Genomic DNA, 19,259 nt, shown 5'->3' with positions numbered 1-19,259 from the left:
TCATGTTAATAACCCATTTTTTCCAATTTTTTAATCATTGCCACAGCAAAATTTTCATCTGTCACTCCAAGAGATGCACGATAATCTTTTCCGATGGCGCTTCCCAATTCCTCCTTTGTTCCCACGTTATATAAAGGCACTTCATAATATGTGCACATATCTTTAAACTTTTTCTTCGTATTTTCTGATGCGTCCTGCGCTGTAAGGACTAAAAAAACCTGACCGGATTTTACTCCTTTTTCAGTAGCAAACTCGCCGCTTACAATTCTTCCCGCCTTTGCCGCCAGACCTAAAAAAGCCAGTTCTTTATTTCTGCTCAATATTCTCAAACTCCCTTTCAAGGCTTTCGTAAACCTCTTTTGGTATAGCCATTTTTAAAGAACGTTCCAGTCCCCTGTTTTTTGCGGCATTTTGCAAACATTCTTTACAAAAGCATAAATAAGCGCCTCTTCCGTTTTTACGTCCGGTAGTATCCAAAACAATTTCGTTTTCTGCTGTTTTTAATACACGCATCATTTCCTTTTTGCTTTTCATTTCACCGCAGCCCACGCATTTTCGCATAGGGACTTTCTTTTCTGTACTCATACGCTCACCTTATTCTTCTGCTGTTTCTTCAGCGCTTACTTCCTCTTCGTAAGCAGCTTCTGCGCTTTCCTCAGCAGGTGTTTCCTCATATTCTTCCTCATAAATTTCTAATTCGCCCAGTTCACCGGCTTCTCTTGCCTGTGTTTCGCTCTTAATGTCAATTTTAAAGCCTGTCAGTCTTGCTGCCAGTCTTGCATTCTGTCCTTCTTTACCGATTGCCAGAGAAAGCTGGAAGTCCGGAACAATTACTGTTGCACTTTTCTCTTCCGGATCAGCAGTAACAGAAATAACCTTTGCAGGACTTAATGCGTTTTCAATCAACAGAGCAGGATTGTCACTCCAGTTAATAATGTCAATCTTTTCTCCTCTTAACTCTTCTACAACAGAATTTACTCTTGCACCGTTAATACCAACACATGCGCCTACCGGATCTACGTCCGGGTCATTGCTCCAAACGGCAATCTTTGTACGGGAGCCTGCTTCTCTTGCAATACTCTTTACTTCCACAGTTCCGTCTTTAATCTCTGTAACCTCTGCCTCAAAAAGGCGTTTTACTAATTCAGGATGTGTTCTGGAAACCATAATCTTTGGTCCTTTTGGTGCATCCTTCACTTCCAGAATATATACTTTAATTCTTTCCGTAGGTTTAAATACTTCTGTCTTAACCTGCTCATTTTCTGTTAAAATCGCATCTGCTTTTCCTAAGTTAATACTGTAATTTCTTCCCAGACTGCGCTGTACAATACCTGTCACTACATCTTTTTCTTTTCCGTAATACTGGTCAAAAATCACTTTTCTTTCTTCTTCACGGATTTTTTGTAAAATAACGTTTTTAGCATTCTGTGTGGCAATACGTCCAAATTCCTTTGATTTAATTTCCACATTTACAATATCACCCAGTCCATACTGAGAATTCATCATTTTTGCGTCTGCCAGACTAATCTCTGTAACCGGATCATACACTTCCTCTACGACAGTTTTTTCTGCAAGCACACCAAAATCGCATGTTTCGGGATTAATATTCACTTTAATATTATCTGCTTTTCCGAAATGGTTTTTACATGCCTGAATTAAAGACTGCTCAATAGCCTCTAACAAAGTATCTTTACTGATAGATTTCTCTTTCTCCAGAATGTTGAGTGCCTCCAATAATTCTGTGTTCATTTTTTACTTTCCTCCTAAAATTAAAAATCAAATGCAAGACGAATAAGGGCGATGTCTGATTTCTGAAAAGTCATTTCTGTCCCCTCGCAGTCAATCGTCACACTGCGTTCATTATATTCCTTTAAAATACCGTAAAATTCCTTCTCTTTATTGATTGCACGATAAGTTCTGATTTCCAGTTCCTTACCCATGCTCCTTTTATAATCCTTTTCTTTCTTTAAAGGTCTTCCAAGACCGGGAGAGCTTACTTCCATAATATAAGCTTCATCAATAAAGTCTTCTTCATCCAGCTTCTGAGAAAATGTCCGGCTGACAACTTCGCAGTCATCCACGGTAATTCCTTCCGGCTTGTCAATATAAGCTCTCAGGTAAAAATTGCTGCCTTCCTTTACATATTCCACATCTACCAGTTCAAAATCATGTTCTGCTACAATAGGCTCTAATAATGCTTCTGCTTTCTGCTCATAAATTTCTTTTTTACTCATGTTCTCACCTTCTCCCTGCGTTCCTTAGGTATACAAACGATAAGAGTGGACCGTTGGTCCACTCTTATGCTTTGATAACTATCTAGTTCTTTATTAGGATAACACTATTCCCAGAAACTTGCAAGTTCTTTTTTCAATTCCACAGGATTACCAGAAGATTATCCTTTCCCCCATAGGAAATTTGCCATGAAATTTGCTCTCCCGGAGAAAATACCGTGGTCGTTTGAATAACTTCCTGTATTAAATCTCCTTCCACAATGTCCTGTACAGCCTGCTGATATCCCGCTTCTTCCTGAAAGCACAATTCTGTCTTCTGACTGTTTGCTTCAATATCTCTTTTTAAGACTTCGCAGATACGCTCCTTGTCATAAATCTCATACCAGCAGCCTTTTCTTTTATAATAATGATAGCTTTCATCTGTACAGGATGGCAGTAAGATATCTTCATTTGCTTTATGTGTAGCGCTAATGGTCTTATCACTGCAACATAAATAACTGTAAGAAATGGCATCTTCTCTGTCTCCTTTGGCATTATATCCGGGAGACCCCCAAGTAGTATCTACATAATAGTAGTTTTCACCAATTTGAACTAAATTCCATGCGTGACTGGAAGAAGTTTCATCTAAGATATTGCCTGTTACCAATGTGCAAAAAATACCCATTTTATTTAATAAATATTGAGTTGCTTTTGCATATCCCATGCACACGGTTTTCTTTTCCAGAAACACACTTTGAATTGTCTGATTATAAGAGCTGGACTCATCATATTCTACTTCTCGAATTAAAAGCTCGTACACGCTTTTTATTTTTTCATATGTATCTGCGGAAACATCGATTGCAGCAATCCATTCCTCTGCCTGCTTTTCAATCTCCTGTTTCAGTTCTTCTGTCTGCTCTTTTTCTACTGTGTATACCGGCATAATCTGCGTGACAGTTTTCGTATTTTCAGTCAAATCCTCTACCGTGGTATATTGGAATTCACCTTCTATCCAAAAGTATTCGGGATGGTCAATCATCACCATATTAAAAACGGTTATAAGTCTGTCCTGCGAAAGAGATGTAATTTTAATTTCTGCTTCCTGCTGCTCCAAGCCCTCTGCAATCTGTCTGTAAACTTCTTGTTCCTCTTTTGACAAACTTTGATATCCATAGTAAAGCGCTTCTTCTGAGACCGCAATCTGCCTTTCCGGCAGTTTTTGCGTTATACCGCTTTCTTTTTCAGCTTTTGGCAAGCATCCGGACAAGCTTAGAAGTAAACAACATATCAGAAAAAAGACTCTTGCTTTTCTTGTTTTCTTCAATAATTCACCTCTTTCCTGTTTTATACCCGTGTCTTTGTCCCCTTTGTGTCACGCTTTCCAAGTTTTAATTTATTTAATACCAAGGTTTTCTCTTTATAAGAAATCGGATATTCGGTACGGTTTTCCAGCATATAAGCATGCTCTACACAGTCACTCTCATTCATTTTTATTCCCCGAACACCCAGCGCTGTTTTCTTCTTATATGGAATTTCTGCCTTCAAAAATTTCAGGAAATATCCTTCTTTTGTCTGTAAAACCAAATGTTCCATGGCTTCCGCATTCTGCACCATAACAATACTGTCTTCCTCTGCAAGCTTTGTGGAAGAAATGGTTCTTTTGGCAACATCAAATTCTTTACCTTCTACTAATTTTACCATACCTTTTGCCGTAACAAAGCAAAGGGTTGTATGAATAATATCTGCCATACTTCCCACAAAAACAATCTGCTCTGCTGCACTGTCATAATTGCTGACATTATCTACCGGTATTCCTTTATCTCTGAACTTTCCAAATGGCAGCTCCTGCACCTTAATGGTATACATTCTTCCCGCATCTGTAAACAAGCAGATTTTACCTGTATTCATACAAGTAAGAACATATTTATTCTCACTGTCAGCAGTTTCTTTATTTCTCTCATAAGTGGATTTGTCTATTGTTCTGGCATAGCCAAAACGGTCCATCAAAAAGACAACTTCCATTTCCTCTATTTTCTTTTCTTCATAAACAGCTTCCGCAGCATTTTCTACTACTGTACGACGTACTCTGCTGTATTCTTTTTTTACCTTTTGCAGTTCTTTTATAATTACCTTAGACATAGAAGAATAATTATTCAAAATATCTTCATACAAAGCAATTTTTTTCATGGTTTCTTCATGCTCTGCCATAAGTGTTTCAATTTCCAATCCAATCAGCTTATAAAGACGCATATCTAAAATTGCTGTTGCCTGACGTTCTGTAAAATGAAGCTTTTTCGCCTGACGTTCACTGGTTTTTGTCTTGAAATGAATACCTTCTGTCTCACCGTAAATCAGACATTTTTTCACCTGTTCTCTGCTTTTACTTCCCCGTAAGATTTCAATAATCAAATCTATAACATCACAGGCTTTTATAAGACCTTCCTGTACTTCCTGATTTTCCCTTTCTTTTGCTAAAAGACTGGTATATTTTCTTGTAGCAATATCAAACTGAAAATCTACATGATGCTCAATAATCTGCTTTAAGCTCAATGTCTCCGGCTTACCGTCTGCCACTGCCAGCATATTTACACCGAACGTATCTTCCAAACGTGTCTTTTTGTAGAGCATATTTTTCAGATTTTCTACATCAGCTCCCTTTTTCAATTCAATAACAATACGGATACCTTCTTTTGAGGACTGATTTGCAATATCTACAATATCCGTTGTTTTCTTGCTTTCGCTTAAAGCTGCTACGTCATTTAAAAACTTTCCGATATTCGCCCCTATCATAGTATAAGGAATTTCTGTAATAACCAACAACGATTTCCCGTTTTTTCCTTTTTCTACTTCTACTTTTCCACGGATTTTAATTTTACCTGTTCCTGTTTCATAAATAGAAAGTAAATCGTCTTTATTGACAACAATGCCGCCTGTTGGAAAGTCCGGTCCTTTGATATATTCCATTAATTCCCGAACAGTAATCTCATTATTTTTCATATATGCAATTACTGCATCAATGACTTCTCCCAAATTATGGGGAGGAATACTGGTTGCCATACCTACGGCAATTCCGTCTGCCCCATTAACAAGAAGATTTGGGATTTTTACCGGTAAAACTTCCGGTTCTTTTTCTGTCTCATCAAAATTAGGCAGAAAATCCACCACCTGTTTATCCATGTCGCTCAAGTAAACTTCCTGTGTAATTTTCTGAAGACGGGCTTCTGTATATCGCATAGCAGCTGCCCCATCCCCCTCAATAGAACCAAAATTCCCGTGACCGTCTACCAAAGGAAGTCCTTTTTTAAATTCCTGCGCCATTACCACAAGCGCCTCATATATCGAGCTATCTCCATGGGGATGGTATTTACCCATGGTATCTCCCACAATACGGGCACATTTTCGATAAGGTCTGTCATATCGAATACCCAATTCATACATATCATACAGCGTTCTTCTCTGTACCGGTTTTAATCCGTCACGTACATCAGGAAGCGCTCTGGCAATGATAACACTCATGGCATAATCAATATATGACTTCTGCATAATTTCTGAATATTCGGTTCTGATAATATTTTCCTGTATGTCAGCCATTTGTAACCTCCTATATATCTAATTGGGCATCTCTGGCATGCTCATAAATAAACGCTTTTCTTGGCGGAACTTCTGTACCCATAAGAATTTCCGTTACCTCTGACGCCATTCTCGCATCTTCAATTTCTACCAGACGCAGCATTCTTGTCTCAGGGTTTAACGTTGTTTCCCAAAGCTGCTGTGCATCCATTTCACCCAGACCTTTATATCTTTGCAGAGTAAACGAACCTTTATGAGTTCTTCTGTATTTTTCCAGCGCCTTATCATCATAAAGATATTCTTCTTTTCCTTTTGTCGGCATTGCTTTATACAATGGAGGCATGGCAATATATACATGTCCCTCATAAATCAACTCCGGCATAAACCGATAAAACAAAGTAAGAAGCAAGGTGGAGATATGTGCCCCGTCCACGTCCGCATCTGCCATAATAATAATCTTGTTATAACGAAGCTTTGTAATATCAAAATCATTTCCGTAGCCTTCTGAAAAGCCACAGCCAAAAGCATTAATCATTGTTTTGATTTCTGCATTGGCAAGAACCTTATCAATGGTGGCTTTCTCCACATTTAAAATTTTTCCTCTGATTGGAAGAATTGCCTGAAAGCTTCTGTCTCTGGCACTCTTCGCACTTCCTCCCGCAGAGTCTCCTTCCACAATAAAAATCTCACATAAAGAAGGATCTCTTTTTTCACAATTTGACAGCTTTCCATTGGAGTCAAAGGAATATTTCTGCTTTGTTAATAAGTTTGTCTTTGCCTTTTCTTCTGTTTTGCGAATTTTAGCTGATTTCTCTGCACAGGCAAGAACACTTTTCAACACATCCAGATTTCTGTCAAAGTATAATACAATTTCCTCGCCTGTAACTTTACCCGTTGCCTTTGATGCGTCCTGATTATCTAGTTTTGTTTTCGTCTGTCCCTCAAATCTGGGCGCCGGATGCTTAATGGACACTACGGCAGTCATGCCGTTGCGCACGTCTGCTCCGGTAAAATTACTGTCTTTCTCTTTTAAAATACCAAGCTCTCTGGCATAAGTATTCATAACAGATGTAAAGGTAGTTTTAAAGCCTGTAAGATGCGTTCCGCCTTCTGAGTTATAAATATTATTGCAAAATCCCAGTACATTTTCCCGAAACTCATTTACATACTGAAATGCCACTTCTACCGTAATTCCGTCGCTCTCGCCTTTAAAATAAACAGGCTCATGGATACACTCACTTTTTTTATTCAAATCCTTAATAAATCCTACAATTCCATCCGGTTCATGAAAAACAATTTCTTCCGGTTCTGTGCCCCTGTTATCCTGAAAAAGAATAGTCAGCTCCGGATTTAAGTATGCTGTTTCATGCAGACGGCTTTTTACTTCCGTGGAAGAAAATCGGGTTTTCTCAAAAATTTCATCATCCGGCAAAAAATTGATACAAGTTCCTGTGGTCTTTGTACGTCCCAGCTTGGGCAAGAGTCCATCCTCCAACGGAATAGTCGGAATACCTCTTTCGTAATGGTCATGGTGAATATATCCGCCTGTGCTGACTTTTATGTCCAAAAACGCTGATAGAGCATTTACAACAGAAGAACCTACTCCATGAAGTCCACCGCTAGTCTTATATACAGAGTCATCAAACTTACCTCCGGCATGCAAAGTAGTAAAAACAAGGCGCTCTGCTGACATTCCCTTTTCGTGCATTCCTACCGGTATTCCTCTCCCATCATCTTCGATGGTAGCAGAACCGTCCTTTTCCAATGTAACCCGAATATTTTTACAATATCCTGCTAAATGTTCATCTACTGCATTATCCACAATTTCATATATGAGATGATTTAAACCTTTTCTTGAAACACTTCCTATATACATACCCGGACGCTTCCGAACTGCCTCCAGACCTTCCAGTACCGTAATGCTACTGGCATCATACGTATTTTTCTTTGCCATTTCTACAAACCTCTCTTAACTAAACTTACATCAATTTTCCATTTTATTTTCCATCGGAATAAAATCTTCCCAATCTTGTATTCTGCATACGTTTCATCAAATAAACACCGGCAATTCCGCATAAAATTCCTAAAACAGTCCCTGCCAAAACATCTGTGGGAAAATGTACATAAAAGTACAATCTGGAAATCCCCATAAGTGCCGCCAGTACACAAGCTGCTATTCCAAACTTTTTCTCTGTAAGCAGCAATGCTCCCGCAGAAGCAAAAGATGCCATCGTATGACCGGAAGGAAAAGAATAATCCTTTGGCACACGCACCAAAAGCTCAATATCTTCCCGTATCCAACATGGCCTCGGTCTGGCTACCAAAGGTTTCAAAATTATATTCGCCAATATAAGGTCTAAAATCAATGCGAAAAGAACCGCCACTCCGCATTTTCGATATTTCTTCGTACATAGCAAAACAATTCCTAATACAATCCAAAACCATCCGGCTTCGCCTAACATGGTAATAAATGCCATGATTTTGGTAAGCACCGGATTTTGAATGTTTTGCAGCATGTCTAAAATTGCAAATTCCCACTCCATACACATTTCCTCTCTTGTTTTATTTTAACGCAAAATCTTCTATATCATATCCCATTTTAAAGATATTTTCAAATAATTTTTCTTTTTCTATATTTTATCGAACATAAGTTCTATTGTCAATAGTATTTATTTTAATATTTTTTCAAAAAAACTATTGACATTTCCCATTTAACAGGGTATTATGTGTAAGTACGGTTCGTTGGTCAAGCGGTTAAGACGCCGCCCTCTCACGGCGGAAACACGGGTTCGATTCCCGTACGAACTGCTTTGCAAAAGAAATACTATGTGGTATTTCTTTTTTTATTTTTTATAAGACAATCTGTTTTGTAAAATAATTCCGATACAACTCTGCTATTCTTGCAAAAAAGGAGAACCTTATGAAAAAATACATTGATTTACATGTTCATTCTACTGTCTCTGACGGAACTTTTACCCCCTCTGAATTAGTACATTATGCCATAGAAAAAAACTTATCTGCTTTTGCTCTCACAGACCATGATACAACAGACGGTTTAGAAGAAGCTTTTAAAGCTGCTTACGGAAGTAATTTAGAAATAATTCCCGGCATTGAGCTGTCTACTACATGGAATTCTACGGATGTTCATATTGTAGGTCTGGATATTGACTGGAAAAATACATATTTTAGAAAAACTCTTTCTGAATTTCAAGCTTCAAGAGAGCTGCGTAACGAAAAAATGATAGCACGTCTTCAAAAAGAAGGAATTCCTATAACGGTCAAGCTTATGGAAGAGGATTTTCCAAACAGTGTTTGGACACGTGCTCATTTCGCTCGTTTTCTTTTTGATCACAACTATGTAGGTTCTATGAAGGAAGCTTTTGACCGTTATCTGGGAAATCATGCCAAATGTTATGTCCCAAGAGAAAAGGTCACCCCTTTTCAGGCAATTCATCTCATTCATGAAGGCGGAGGAAAGGCAATTTTTGCCCATCCTATCCTTACCAGATTGTCAAAAGACCGATTGGAAAGTCTGGTAAATGAATTATCCCAAAATGGCTTAGACGGCATAGAAACTCTATATGTTTCTTATACTCCGGCGGATGAATTATTTACAAAACAGCTAGCAAAACGTTATGGACTAAAGCAATCCGGAGGCAGTGATTTTCATGGAAACAACAAACCTCACATTGATTTGGGATGCGGAAAAGGTAATTTAAAAATTCCTTATGAAATTCTCGAACAGTTGAGAGCATAGTCTTTACACAAATAAAAAGGGCTATCGCATTAAGTCACATCCCGAATATTTATACATTTGAGGATAATGCTTAAAGCGACAGCCTCTTCTATTTTCATGAGCTCTGTTTTAAGCTACCCAAAGCCCATTTTCATCTACATAATATTTGCCGTCCTGAACCCATTCCGACACAGCCATTGTTCCATCAGATTTTAAATAATAATTTCCAACCCAAGTGTCAGATGCCATAACGCCATCATCGTACAGATAATACCAGTTATCTCCTACTTTCTGCCAGCCTGTCACCATCCAGCCTGAAGCATCAAAGTAATACCATTTCCCATCTATCTTTTTCCAATTTAACGCTGTATAGCTTCCGTCACTATGGCGATACCACCATTTTTCTCCTGAGGATATCCATTTTTCTTTTAATATTTCCGGTCTCCATATACCGGTTGCATCTACATAATTCTCCCCAATCCAACTGTCCGCTGCCATAACTCCGTTACTGTACAGATAATACCACTCATTTCCTACTTTCTGCCAGCCTGTCATCATCCAGCCCGAAGCATCAAAGTAATACCATTTTCCGTTAATCCATTCCCAATTTGATGTTGTATAGCTTCCGTCACTATGGCGATACCACCACTTTCCTCCTGAGGACATCCATTTTTCTTTTAATATTTCAGGTTTCCATGCACCGGACACATCTACATAATCCTCTCCTATCCAACTGTCTGTTGCCATAGTTCCATCTTCATTAAAATAGTACCAGCTATCATCTATTTGTTTCCAACCGATTACCACATTTCCCTGTTCATCTAAATAGTAAGAGACATCATTCAGCTTTAACCAGCTGTCTTTTTGAAATTCTCCTGTTACAAGCCAGTATTTCCACTTTCCGTTGACCTTTACCCATCGATTCTCTTTTTCAACCGCTCCTTTTGCATCAAAGCAGTACGGTTTCCCGTCAATTTCGTGTACGCTCTCATCTGTAAAGGTTCTTCCATTTTCATCAAAATAATACCAGCCATCGTCGATTTTCATCCACTCCGGTGATAATTTCACATATCGGGTTTTGATACCTGAGTCATGGAATTCTGATATTACTGCTGCCGAGTCCGTAGCCGTAGCATACACCTTTGAATTTGGAAGACAATCCCGTTCTCTTTCGGTAAAAGAGGTTTCATATCCTGTTATTACCACAGCTTTGGGATTTAAAGATGTCAAAAAATAGGTCGTATTATTCCAGTCATTAGAATGATGCGCCATTTTCATTAAATCAATGCTAATTCTTTTTCCAGTATTTATCTGTGTTTCATCAATTTTCTCGAAAACTCCTGTATCTTTCACCACACGATTTTCAGGAAGGTCAAAAACTGTTGCGCTTACCGCCTTGTAATTTTCCTTCGGATATTCTTCTTTCAATTCAGGTTCTGCTCTGTTTTCCGGCTGATATTGCGGCAAATCTCCCAACTCTTCAATTAACTGATTTGCAAGTCTTCCCGTATCTCCCTCTGTTGGATCTATGTCTGCTGTCAGAAGCGCTGTTCTTCCATATGCCGTAATCTTTGTAACAATACAATTCTCATTTTCATCTACAACAGGCAGTATCTGCCTGTTTTTATCCCTTCTGCGTTGAAGGTTCATCAAATCGATTGACATATCCCCTAAAGTAAAAGAACGATATTCTGTATTTTCCTCCAAATCCAAATCTGTAATAATTTCCGTATTGTTTCTGTTCGCCGCATCTATAATATCATCATATATATACTGATTATCCCATAAATGAAACTCATTTTCTTTTACAATATAAGAGTCATCATATCGATTAATATATAACCTGTCTGTGGGAAAAGCATCTAGAATCTCATCCCCTCCTCCAATATGGTCGCTATGAGAATGTGTTGCCACACAAAAATCCAGTTTTTCTACTCCTTGACTTTTCAGATAATGAATAACCTGCTGTTCATATCCAACTCCCTTGGTAATTCCGCTTCTAAGAGGGTATCTGCTGTCTGTTCCGTCCGGATAATCCCAGTCCTCACCAAAGTCCACCAATCCATAATGCCCATTACTCTCCAGCAAAATGGCATCTGTTGCACTGTTCAAAGATATAAAATGAATTTTTGTTTCTTGGGGCGCTGCTTCTGTGGAGGAAGGTAACATCCATATAGATGCTGTTGCAATTCCTGCTGCAACTATTTTTTTTATTTTCCTTGCTTTACAATTTATATAAATCACCTCCGTTTATATTGTTTCACTTGATATTATCAATAATACTTTTTAATATTTTGTTTGTCAAACAAAATCCTCTGACATCCCACTTGAAAAGCTTATAGGATTTTCGTATAATAAAAATGTTCGTTTACACAAACGAAAATTATAAACGCACAAAGGAGTTAAAAGGATGGAGAAAAAGACATTTGTTACAAAAGAGCAGCTTGAAGAAATCATAAAAACATATCCCACCCCATTTCATCTTTATGACGAAAAAGGAATTCGGGAAAATGCAAAAGCTATGAAAGAAGCCTTTTCATGGAACAAGGGATTTAAAGAATATTTTGCAGTAAAAGCAAATGCCAATCCATTTTTAATCAACCTTTTAAGAGAATATGGTTTTGGCTGTGACTGTTCATCTTATACAGAACTGATGCTGTCAGAAGCCATTGGCTGTGTCGGAGAAGATATTATGTTTTCCTCCAATGATACACCGACAGAGGACTTCCAATACGCAGCTCAATTAGGAGCTACCATTAATTTAGACGATATTACCCACATTGATTTTTTAGAAAAAGCTATCGGAAAAATTCCTGAAAGAATTAGCTGTCGTTTTAATCCCGGCGGCATTTTTGAAGTATGCAACGGAATTATGGATAATCCGGGAGACGCAAAATACGGCATGACAGAGGAACAGATTTTTGATGCTTTCCGCATTTTAAAAGAAAAAGGCTCTAAAGAATTTGGAATACATGCCTTTTTGGCAAGCAATACCGTCACCAATGAATATTACCCTATGCTGGCAAAAAAACTTTTTGAGCTTGCAGTGAGACTTGAAAAAGAAACAGGCGCCAAAATATGCTTTATTAACCTTTCAGGCGGCGTGGGTATTCCATATACCCCTGACCAAGAGCCAAATGATATCCGTGCCATCGGAGAAGGTGTTCACCGTGTTTACGATGAAGTCCTTGTTCCTGCGGGTATGGGTGATGTTGCTATTTATTCCGAATTGGGACGTTTTATGATGGGACCCTATGGCTGTCTTGTAACAACCGCAATCCACGAAAAACATACCCATAAAGATTATATCGGCTTAGATGCCTGTGCGGTAAATCTTATGCGCCCTGCCATGTACGGAGCTTATCACCATATTACGGTAATGGGAAAGGAAAACCTGCCCTTAGACCACAAATATGATGTTACAGGTTCACTGTGTGAAAACAATGATAAATTTGCTGTTGACAGAATGCTTCCGGAAATTCAAAAGGGCGATATTCTGGTTATTCACGATACAGGCGCTCACGGTTTTGCCATGGGATATAACTATAATGGAAAATTAAAATCAGCGGAATTACTTTTAAAGGAAGACGGAAGTGTTCAATTAATACGCCGTGCAGAAAAACCGTCAGATTATTTTGCAACTTTTGATTGTTTTGATTTTTATGAAAAATTAGTAGAAAAACAAAACAAATAACTAAAAATTGGGGAATTGTAGGTTTTTTACATTATTTTCAAAAAAAGCTTGCAATTCTCTTTTTTCTATGATAATATATTTTATGTTCCGTAAGGAAATGCCGGCGTGTCGGAATGGCAGACGAGGCAGACTCAAAATCTGTTGTGGGCAACCACGTGCGGGTTCAAGTCCCGCTGCCGGCAGTCTTAGTTTAATGCTGAAACTTTAACAAACAAAAAGTTTCAGCATTTTTTATCTTTTATGCGAAAAATTGGCAATCCTACTCCTTCTAACTGTAATATAAATATTACAATTAGAAGATTTAAAGGAGATTAATCATGAAAACTCTTCCACAAATTTCCGAAGCTGAATTTGAGATCATGAAAATCGTATGGAAATACGCACCTATCAGCACAAAGGAAATCACAGAAAAATTACTGCCCATTACAAGCTGGAGTCCCAAAACCATTCAGACTCTAATCAAGCGCCTTGTAACCAAAGGTGTCCTTACTTATAAAAAAGAAAGCCGTATGTTTATCTATACTCCCACAGTGAAAGAGAGTGAATACATCGGACAGGAAAGCTCTTCTTTTCTAAACCGCTATTATGACGGAGATATTACCGCCATGGTATCTGCCTATATCGAAAGTGATAAATTATCTGACTCTGAATTGGATACGCTTCGTGCTCTCCTTTCACAGAAACAGGAAAAAGGAGGCAAATAATATGGACGATTTTATGTTCCGTTTTCTTATTTCTAACTTATTGCTCTGTGGCATCATTGGTGTTCTTTTACTTATGAAACGAATTTTAAAAAACAGCTTGTCCAGCCGAATGCAGTATAACTTATGGTTTCTGCTATTGGGACTTTTAGCGGTTCCCTTTATGCCATTTCGTTTTATCAAATTATCAGAATTGTTCGTATGGTTTAAAAATCAAAATCTTATTTCTTCTTTCCAAACAAACACAGCACTAAACCCGTCCGCAAGTACAAATATTGCACACGGTAAAAACTGGATGGAGGATTTTACACTTTCTGTAAATAAGTATTTTCCCCCTATAATCGGCTATTTTTTATTTGCTCTTTGGATATTGGGTATTATCACAATGTTATTGTTCTTCATCAAATCGGCCTTCCGCCTGCGCACCTTGAAAAAATCTGCTTTACCTCTTCAAAATCCCAAGGTTCATCAAGTATATCAGCGCTGTCTAAAAGACACAGGCATTACCAAAAATATTTCTGTATACAGCACTGTTTTTCTGAAATCTCCTGTTATTGTGGGGGTTTTTAAACCCTGTATCTATCTTCCCATTCATCTCATATCCGACAGTAAAGAAGAAGATATTCGATACATGCTCTTACATGAATTGCAGCACTACAAACATAAAGATGGGATAGTAAACTATCTGATGAGCCTTGCCGGAATTGTTTACTGGTTCCACCCTCTTGTCCGATATGCACTGAAAGAAATGCGAAATGACCGAGAAATTGCCTGTGATACTTCTGTTTTAAAAATGTTGAAAGCAGACGATTATGTGGCGTACGGAAATACACTGCTTAACCTCGCCGGCAAACTTTCTCTTACCCCGCATCCCTTTGTATCCGGTATCAGCGGAAATATGAAACAAATGAAGCGAAGAATTCTAAGTATTGCTTCTTATGAAAAACCAACCGCAAAGAAAAAGCGAAAAAGTATGTTTTCTTTTCTGTTGGTATCTTTTCTTATTTTGGGATTTGCACCATTTGTCTCTACCTACGCAGCGGATAAAGACCTCTATCTGTGGGACACTTCTGCAAAGAACTGCTCCAAGCTGCACCTTAGCAATTATTTTGAGGGATATGAAGGCAGCTTTGTATTATATGATTTAAAAAATGAGACTTGGAAAATACACAATAAAAAACAGGCAGTTCTACGTATTGCCCCAAACTCTACTTACAAAATATATAATGCTTTGTTTGCACTAGAAACCGGTATTATCAAACCCGAAAGCTCCTTAATCGAATGGAACGGAACCTCCTATCCTTTTGAAGCATGGAATAAAAATCAAACCTTGCAGTCCGCTATGAATTCTTCTGTAAACTGGTACTTCCAATCTCTTGACGAACAGCTTGGCGCTGTTTCTGTTCAAGCTTATCTTCACAAAATCGGATATGGCAATGAGGATTTAAACAGTGATTTTTCTTCTTATTGGATGGAAGCTTCCCTGAAAATTTCCCCAATCGAGCAGGTCGAGCTTTTAACGAAATTGCAGCAGAACAGCTTGAATTTTACAGAGGAAAATATGAAAGCAGTAAAAGACGCTATTCACATATCTTCCTCTGACCTTGGGGATTTTTATGGAAAAACCGGAACAGGACGTGTAAACGGGCAGGATATAAACGGCTGGTTTATCGGTTTCGTAGAAAATCCAAACAACACATACTTTTTCGCCACTAATATCCATGCAGCAAGTCACGCAAGCGGAATTATTGCAGCAGAAATAACTCTGTCCATTTTGGCAGACATGAATATCTGGAAACCATAGCAGTTTTGCAGGATAGCTTCCTAAATATTTTCCTAAATAAACATATTGTCAATCTAACATAAAAAGATTGTGCAACAGCACAGTCTCCTATGAAACAAAAAAGCTATTGCATAAAACACATCTCCTCAATGCGTTTCATACAATAGCTTCCAATTTTTAAATCACTTCCATAACATGAAGCATATTTGTAACATTTGCTTCAGCCTTGCTGCTGTTTGTAGCCGGATCGCCTGCCGTGACAACCACCATCTGGCCTTTCTTCACCAGCTTCTTCTCTTTCAAAGTTTCCATTGCATTTAAAATAACATTTTCCGCCGTATCTCTTGTATATCCCTTTAACGGTGTAACGCCCCAATAAAGCTGCATTTTACGCTCTACTCTCTCATTTGGAGTAATGGCATAAATCGGCATCACCGGACGGAAACTGGAAATTAAGCGGGCTGTCTTTCCCGACATGGTTGGTGTTGCAATACAGTCAGCTTCAATATTTCTGGCTGTACGAACAGATGCAATTCCGATGGCACAGGACACCTTTGTTTTCTTATACATGGTTCTGTGCATAATATATTGGTCATAATTTACGTACTGTTCTGTGTTTTCTGCAATTTCGCTCATCATTTTCAGAGCTTCCACAGGATATTTTCCTGCTGCTGTCTCGCCTGACAGCATAATGGCATCTGTACCGTCATAAATTGCATTTGCAACGTCGGTTACCTCTGCACGGGTAGGACGTGGATTACGTATCATAGAGTCCAGCATCTGTGTTGCTGTGATAACCGGAATATAATTGGCATTGCATTTATGAATAATCATCTTCTGAATATGAGGAACCTGAGGAGCAGGAATTTCCACTCCCAAATCGCCTCTGGCTACCATAATGCCATCTGCCACTTCAATAATCTCATCAATATTTTCCAAACCTTCTGCATTTTCGATTTTTGCAATAATAGCAATATCCTCTGCATGATGCTCCTCGAGAATTTTGCGAATTTCTTTTACACCCTCTGCATTTCTGATAAAAGAAGCCGCAATAAAATCTATTTTTTGCTCAATTCCAAAAATAATATCTGCCTTATCTTTTTCTGTAACAACAGGAAGCTGTACTTTTACATTTGGAACGTTAATTCCCTTCTTTTCTCCAAGCTCTCCTCCGTTTACCACACGGCAATGGATAGCATCTTTTTCTACTTCTTTTACTTCCAGCTCAATCAAACCGTCATCAATTAAAATTCGGTTTCCCTGTTTTACATCTTCTGTAAGCCCCGCATAAGTAATAGAACAGCCGGAAGCATTTCCCACTGTCTCTTTTGTATATAAAGTAAAGTCTGCCCCTTCCGACAACGTTACTTTTTTTCCGTTTTCCAAAACACCGGTGCGAATTTCCGGTCCTTTTGTGTCAAGAAGAATAGCAACAGGTTTTCCCTGTTCTTCTCTTACACGTTTTAATAAATCCATACGATTGCGCTGTTCTTCGTAATCACCATGCGAAAAGTTAAAACGGGCTACATTCATCCCATTTTTAACCAAAGCCTCCATAATGTCCTTATTATCTGTATTTGGTCCCATGGTGCAAACGATTTTTGTTTTACGCATGTAAGTAATCCTCCTATTTTATATGCTGATGGGTAAACAAATGATCCTGACAATATTCATAATTTCCATTACATTTTGAGCAATAACGGAATTCTAAGTGCTCCCCATCTTTTTCTGTCCTTCCGCATACCGCACATTTATGTCTTGTTCCTCCCGGTGTCATCTGCGGATGAACAGCTTTCTTAAACTGTTGTTTTCTATGAATTTCCTGCGGAGATATTCTCCTGTAATTTCTTGTCATTAAAAAATAAATAATAAAGTTCAAAAGTGATGCAATGATTACCGTACGTGTGCCCCATCCGCCTCTTATTAAATCGTAAAGCAGATATGCCACATCTAAAAGCGCCAGATACTTTATTTTAATGGGAATAATCATCATAAACAACACTTCCATATCCGGATAATTCATGGCAAAGGCAAGGAAAATAGATAAATTAATGTAATAAGTTGAGAAACTCATTCCGTTAATCAGAGAAAACATTTCATTTGGTCCTGAAATAAAATACAGGATAAACGCTCCGATAACCGTACAAAGCATCCCGCCTAAAATATAAACATTATAACGAAATGCGCCCCATGTCCGTTCCAGTGCCGTACCCAGATAGTAATAAAAGGACAGCATAATTAACACAAAAATAATATTAGAGCTGGAAGGCGGTATCAAAATCCATGAAACAATTCTCCATATCTGTCCGTGCATAATATGATAAGGACTTAAAAGCAGGTACTGAAAAAAGTTAGCGCCGAATGCCTGTCCGATATACAGTAAAATATACCCTATGGCATAGCACCCTATCATATACTTTGTCAAATTGTGTATGGCATATCTTCCATACTGTCTTTCCATCTTGTTTAAAAAATTCATAATTTCTCCTTTAACAACTGCTGCTTAAAATAAATTCTTTTTTGAAAAGATAAATGCCACTATCAGACTTAAAAGCAGTGAAAGTACAATTACAATGGCAAATCCCTCAGGATGAGATGCAAAAGGCATTCCTTTGAGATTTACATTCATTCCATAGGCGCTGAAAATCATAGTAGGAATAGACATAACAATGGTAACTGTCGCCAAAAATTTCATAACGATATTGAGATTATTGGATACAATAGAAGCAAACGCATCTGTCATTCCACTTAAAATTCCACTGTATACATTCGCCATCTCAATGGCCTGCTTATTCTCTATAATAACATCTTCCAGAAGATCTGTATCATCCGGATACTGCTTAATACGCTCTACCTTCAAAAGTTTTTCCAACACGATTTCATTGGACCTTAACGAGGTAGTAAAATAAACCAGTGATTTTTCCAGTTCCAGAAGCTCAATGAGTTCTTTATTTTTCGTAGACTCCTGAAGCTTTTCTTCCACTTCTTCACTTTTCTTATCTATAATACGCAGATAATGCAGGAACATGCTTGCATTTTTATACAAAATCTGAAGAATAAATCTGGTTTTCATATACGTATAAAAATTACGGACACGTCCATCCATAAATCGCCCCAGAACTGAGGTATCCTCCAGACATACCGTAATAATAATCTCATCTGTTACAATAATTGATAAAGGGATAGTACCATACCAGTCTTTCTCTCCTCTTTCCTCCAAAATCGGCGTATCCACGATAATCAAGGTATAGTCATCCTCCACCTCAATACGTGAACGTTCTTCCTCATCCAAAGGCGCTCTCAAGTCGTCTACTTCAATATGATACTTCCTTGCAACCTCAAAAATCTCCGTTGCAGTAGGATCGGTAAGCGCAAGCCAGCAGCCTTCGCTGGCTTCCTCTACCTGATGAATTTTCCCATCAATTGTTTTAAATATTCTAATCATGGTTTCTCCCTTCATATCCTGCATGGCAGAACACGAAAGGCGGCCTGCCCGCAGGAATATGGATTTCTTTTTTTATTCTGTTTTTAATATTCCCGGGATAAGGCCCGCTTTCCATAGCTT

The 19,259-nt window shown here is 38.2% G+C and carries 16 protein-coding genes and 2 tRNA genes; 6 read left to right on the top strand and 12 right to left on the bottom strand.

What is annotated here, in order from left to right:
* Positions 1–5: 5 nt before the first annotated feature.
* From CGC63_RS05730 to CGC63_RS05695, 8 genes are all read right to left on the bottom strand, one after another.
* Entirely contained in the window at positions 6–320 is a 315-nt protein-coding gene (locus CGC63_RS05730) for a L7Ae/L30e/S12e/Gadd45 family ribosomal protein (protein WP_004222688.1), read from the bottom strand.
* Complete coding sequence (gene rnpM, locus CGC63_RS05725; RefSeq protein ID WP_004222693.1) at positions 307–585, bottom strand: RNase P modulator RnpM; 279 nt, start codon at positions 583–585, stop codon at positions 307–309. The genes CGC63_RS05730 and rnpM overlap by 14 nt, the downstream gene beginning before the upstream one ends.
* Before the next feature lie 9 nt (positions 586–594).
* Complete coding sequence (gene nusA, locus CGC63_RS05720; protein ID WP_004222695.1) at positions 595–1,749, bottom strand: transcription termination factor NusA; 1,155 nt, start codon at positions 1,747–1,749, stop codon at positions 595–597.
* A 20-nt stretch (positions 1,750–1,769) separates the two neighbouring features.
* The gene (locus CGC63_RS05715; protein WP_004222698.1) at positions 1,770–2,234 is read right to left on the bottom strand and encodes a ribosome maturation factor RimP; all 465 of its coding nucleotides are present in this window, start codon (positions 2,232–2,234) and stop codon (positions 1,770–1,772) included.
* A 133-nt stretch (positions 2,235–2,367) separates the two neighbouring features.
* Positions 2,368–3,534, bottom strand: coding sequence for a transglutaminase domain-containing protein (locus CGC63_RS05710; protein ID WP_040351264.1), 1,167 nt, complete (start codon positions 3,532–3,534; stop codon positions 2,368–2,370).
* Between the two features lie 20 nt (positions 3,535–3,554).
* Positions 3,555–5,801, bottom strand: a complete 2,247-nt coding sequence (locus tag CGC63_RS05705; protein ID WP_004222703.1) for a DNA gyrase/topoisomerase IV subunit A — start codon at positions 5,799–5,801, stop codon at positions 3,555–3,557.
* Between the two features lie 10 nt (positions 5,802–5,811).
* On the bottom strand, positions 5,812–7,734 hold the full coding sequence (locus CGC63_RS05700) for a DNA gyrase/topoisomerase IV subunit B (protein WP_004222705.1): 1,923 nt from the start codon (positions 7,732–7,734) through the stop codon (positions 5,812–5,814).
* Between the two features lie 43 nt (positions 7,735–7,777).
* Complete coding sequence (locus CGC63_RS05695; RefSeq protein WP_004222707.1) at positions 7,778–8,323, bottom strand: phosphatase PAP2 family protein; 546 nt, start codon at positions 8,321–8,323, stop codon at positions 7,778–7,780.
* A 193-nt stretch (positions 8,324–8,516) separates the two neighbouring features.
* On the opposite strand from CGC63_RS05695, the gene CGC63_RS05690 reads away from it, so the two are divergent.
* A tRNA-Glu gene (locus CGC63_RS05690) sits at positions 8,517–8,588 on the top strand.
* A 112-nt stretch (positions 8,589–8,700) separates the two neighbouring features.
* Positions 8,701–9,537: a PHP domain-containing protein gene (locus CGC63_RS05685; RefSeq protein ID WP_004222709.1), complete on the top strand. Its 837-nt coding sequence runs from the start codon at positions 8,701–8,703 to the stop codon at positions 9,535–9,537.
* Between the two features lie 108 nt (positions 9,538–9,645).
* Here CGC63_RS05685 and CGC63_RS05680 read toward each other — a convergent pair whose 3' ends face one another.
* Positions 9,646–11,760 (bottom strand): MBL fold metallo-hydrolase, encoded by a 2,115-nt coding sequence (locus CGC63_RS05680; protein WP_004222711.1) that lies wholly within the window; start codon positions 11,758–11,760, stop codon positions 9,646–9,648.
* Positions 11,761–11,926: 166 nt separating this feature from the next.
* Between CGC63_RS05680 and CGC63_RS05675 the strand changes: the two genes are divergently transcribed.
* The 4 genes from CGC63_RS05675 to CGC63_RS05660 all read left to right on the top strand — a co-directional run bounded on the left by CGC63_RS05675 (position 11,927) and on the right by CGC63_RS05660 (position 15,715).
* On the top strand, positions 11,927–13,210 hold the full coding sequence (locus tag CGC63_RS05675; RefSeq protein WP_004222713.1) for a diaminopimelate decarboxylase: 1,284 nt from the start codon (positions 11,927–11,929) through the stop codon (positions 13,208–13,210).
* A 99-nt stretch (positions 13,211–13,309) separates the two neighbouring features.
* A tRNA-Leu gene (locus CGC63_RS05670) sits at positions 13,310–13,392 on the top strand.
* Positions 13,393–13,527: 135 nt separating this feature from the next.
* Positions 13,528–13,914, top strand: a complete 387-nt coding sequence (locus CGC63_RS05665) for a BlaI/MecI/CopY family transcriptional regulator (protein WP_004222714.1) — start codon at positions 13,528–13,530, stop codon at positions 13,912–13,914.
* A gap of 1 nt (position 13,915) precedes the next feature.
* Positions 13,916–15,715 (top strand): BlaR1 family beta-lactam sensor/signal transducer, encoded by a 1,800-nt coding sequence (locus CGC63_RS05660; protein ID WP_004222717.1) that lies wholly within the window; start codon positions 13,916–13,918, stop codon positions 15,713–15,715.
* 156 nt (positions 15,716–15,871) lie between these two features.
* Here the strand turns inward: CGC63_RS05660 and pyk are convergent, their stop codons facing one another.
* From pyk to CGC63_RS05645, 3 genes are read right to left on the bottom strand one after another with little or no spacing between them, the layout of a single operon-like run.
* The gene (gene pyk, locus CGC63_RS05655) at positions 15,872–17,308 is read right to left on the bottom strand and encodes a pyruvate kinase (protein ID WP_009246703.1); all 1,437 of its coding nucleotides are present in this window, start codon (positions 17,306–17,308) and stop codon (positions 15,872–15,874) included.
* 13 nt (positions 17,309–17,321) lie between these two features.
* Positions 17,322–18,173, bottom strand: coding sequence for a DUF1751 domain-containing protein (locus CGC63_RS05650; protein ID WP_004222726.1), 852 nt, complete (start codon positions 18,171–18,173; stop codon positions 17,322–17,324).
* Between the two features lie 24 nt (positions 18,174–18,197).
* Complete coding sequence (locus tag CGC63_RS05645; RefSeq protein ID WP_009246704.1) at positions 18,198–19,139, bottom strand: magnesium transporter CorA family protein; 942 nt, start codon at positions 19,137–19,139, stop codon at positions 18,198–18,200.
* Between the last annotated feature and the right edge of the window lie 120 nt (positions 19,140–19,259).

It is taken from the genome of Blautia hansenii DSM 20583 (genome assembly GCF_002222595.2).
Lineage (GTDB): Bacteria > Bacillota > Clostridia > Lachnospirales > Lachnospiraceae > Blautia > Blautia hansenii.
This window is presented reverse-complemented; position numbering and strand designations above follow the sequence as displayed.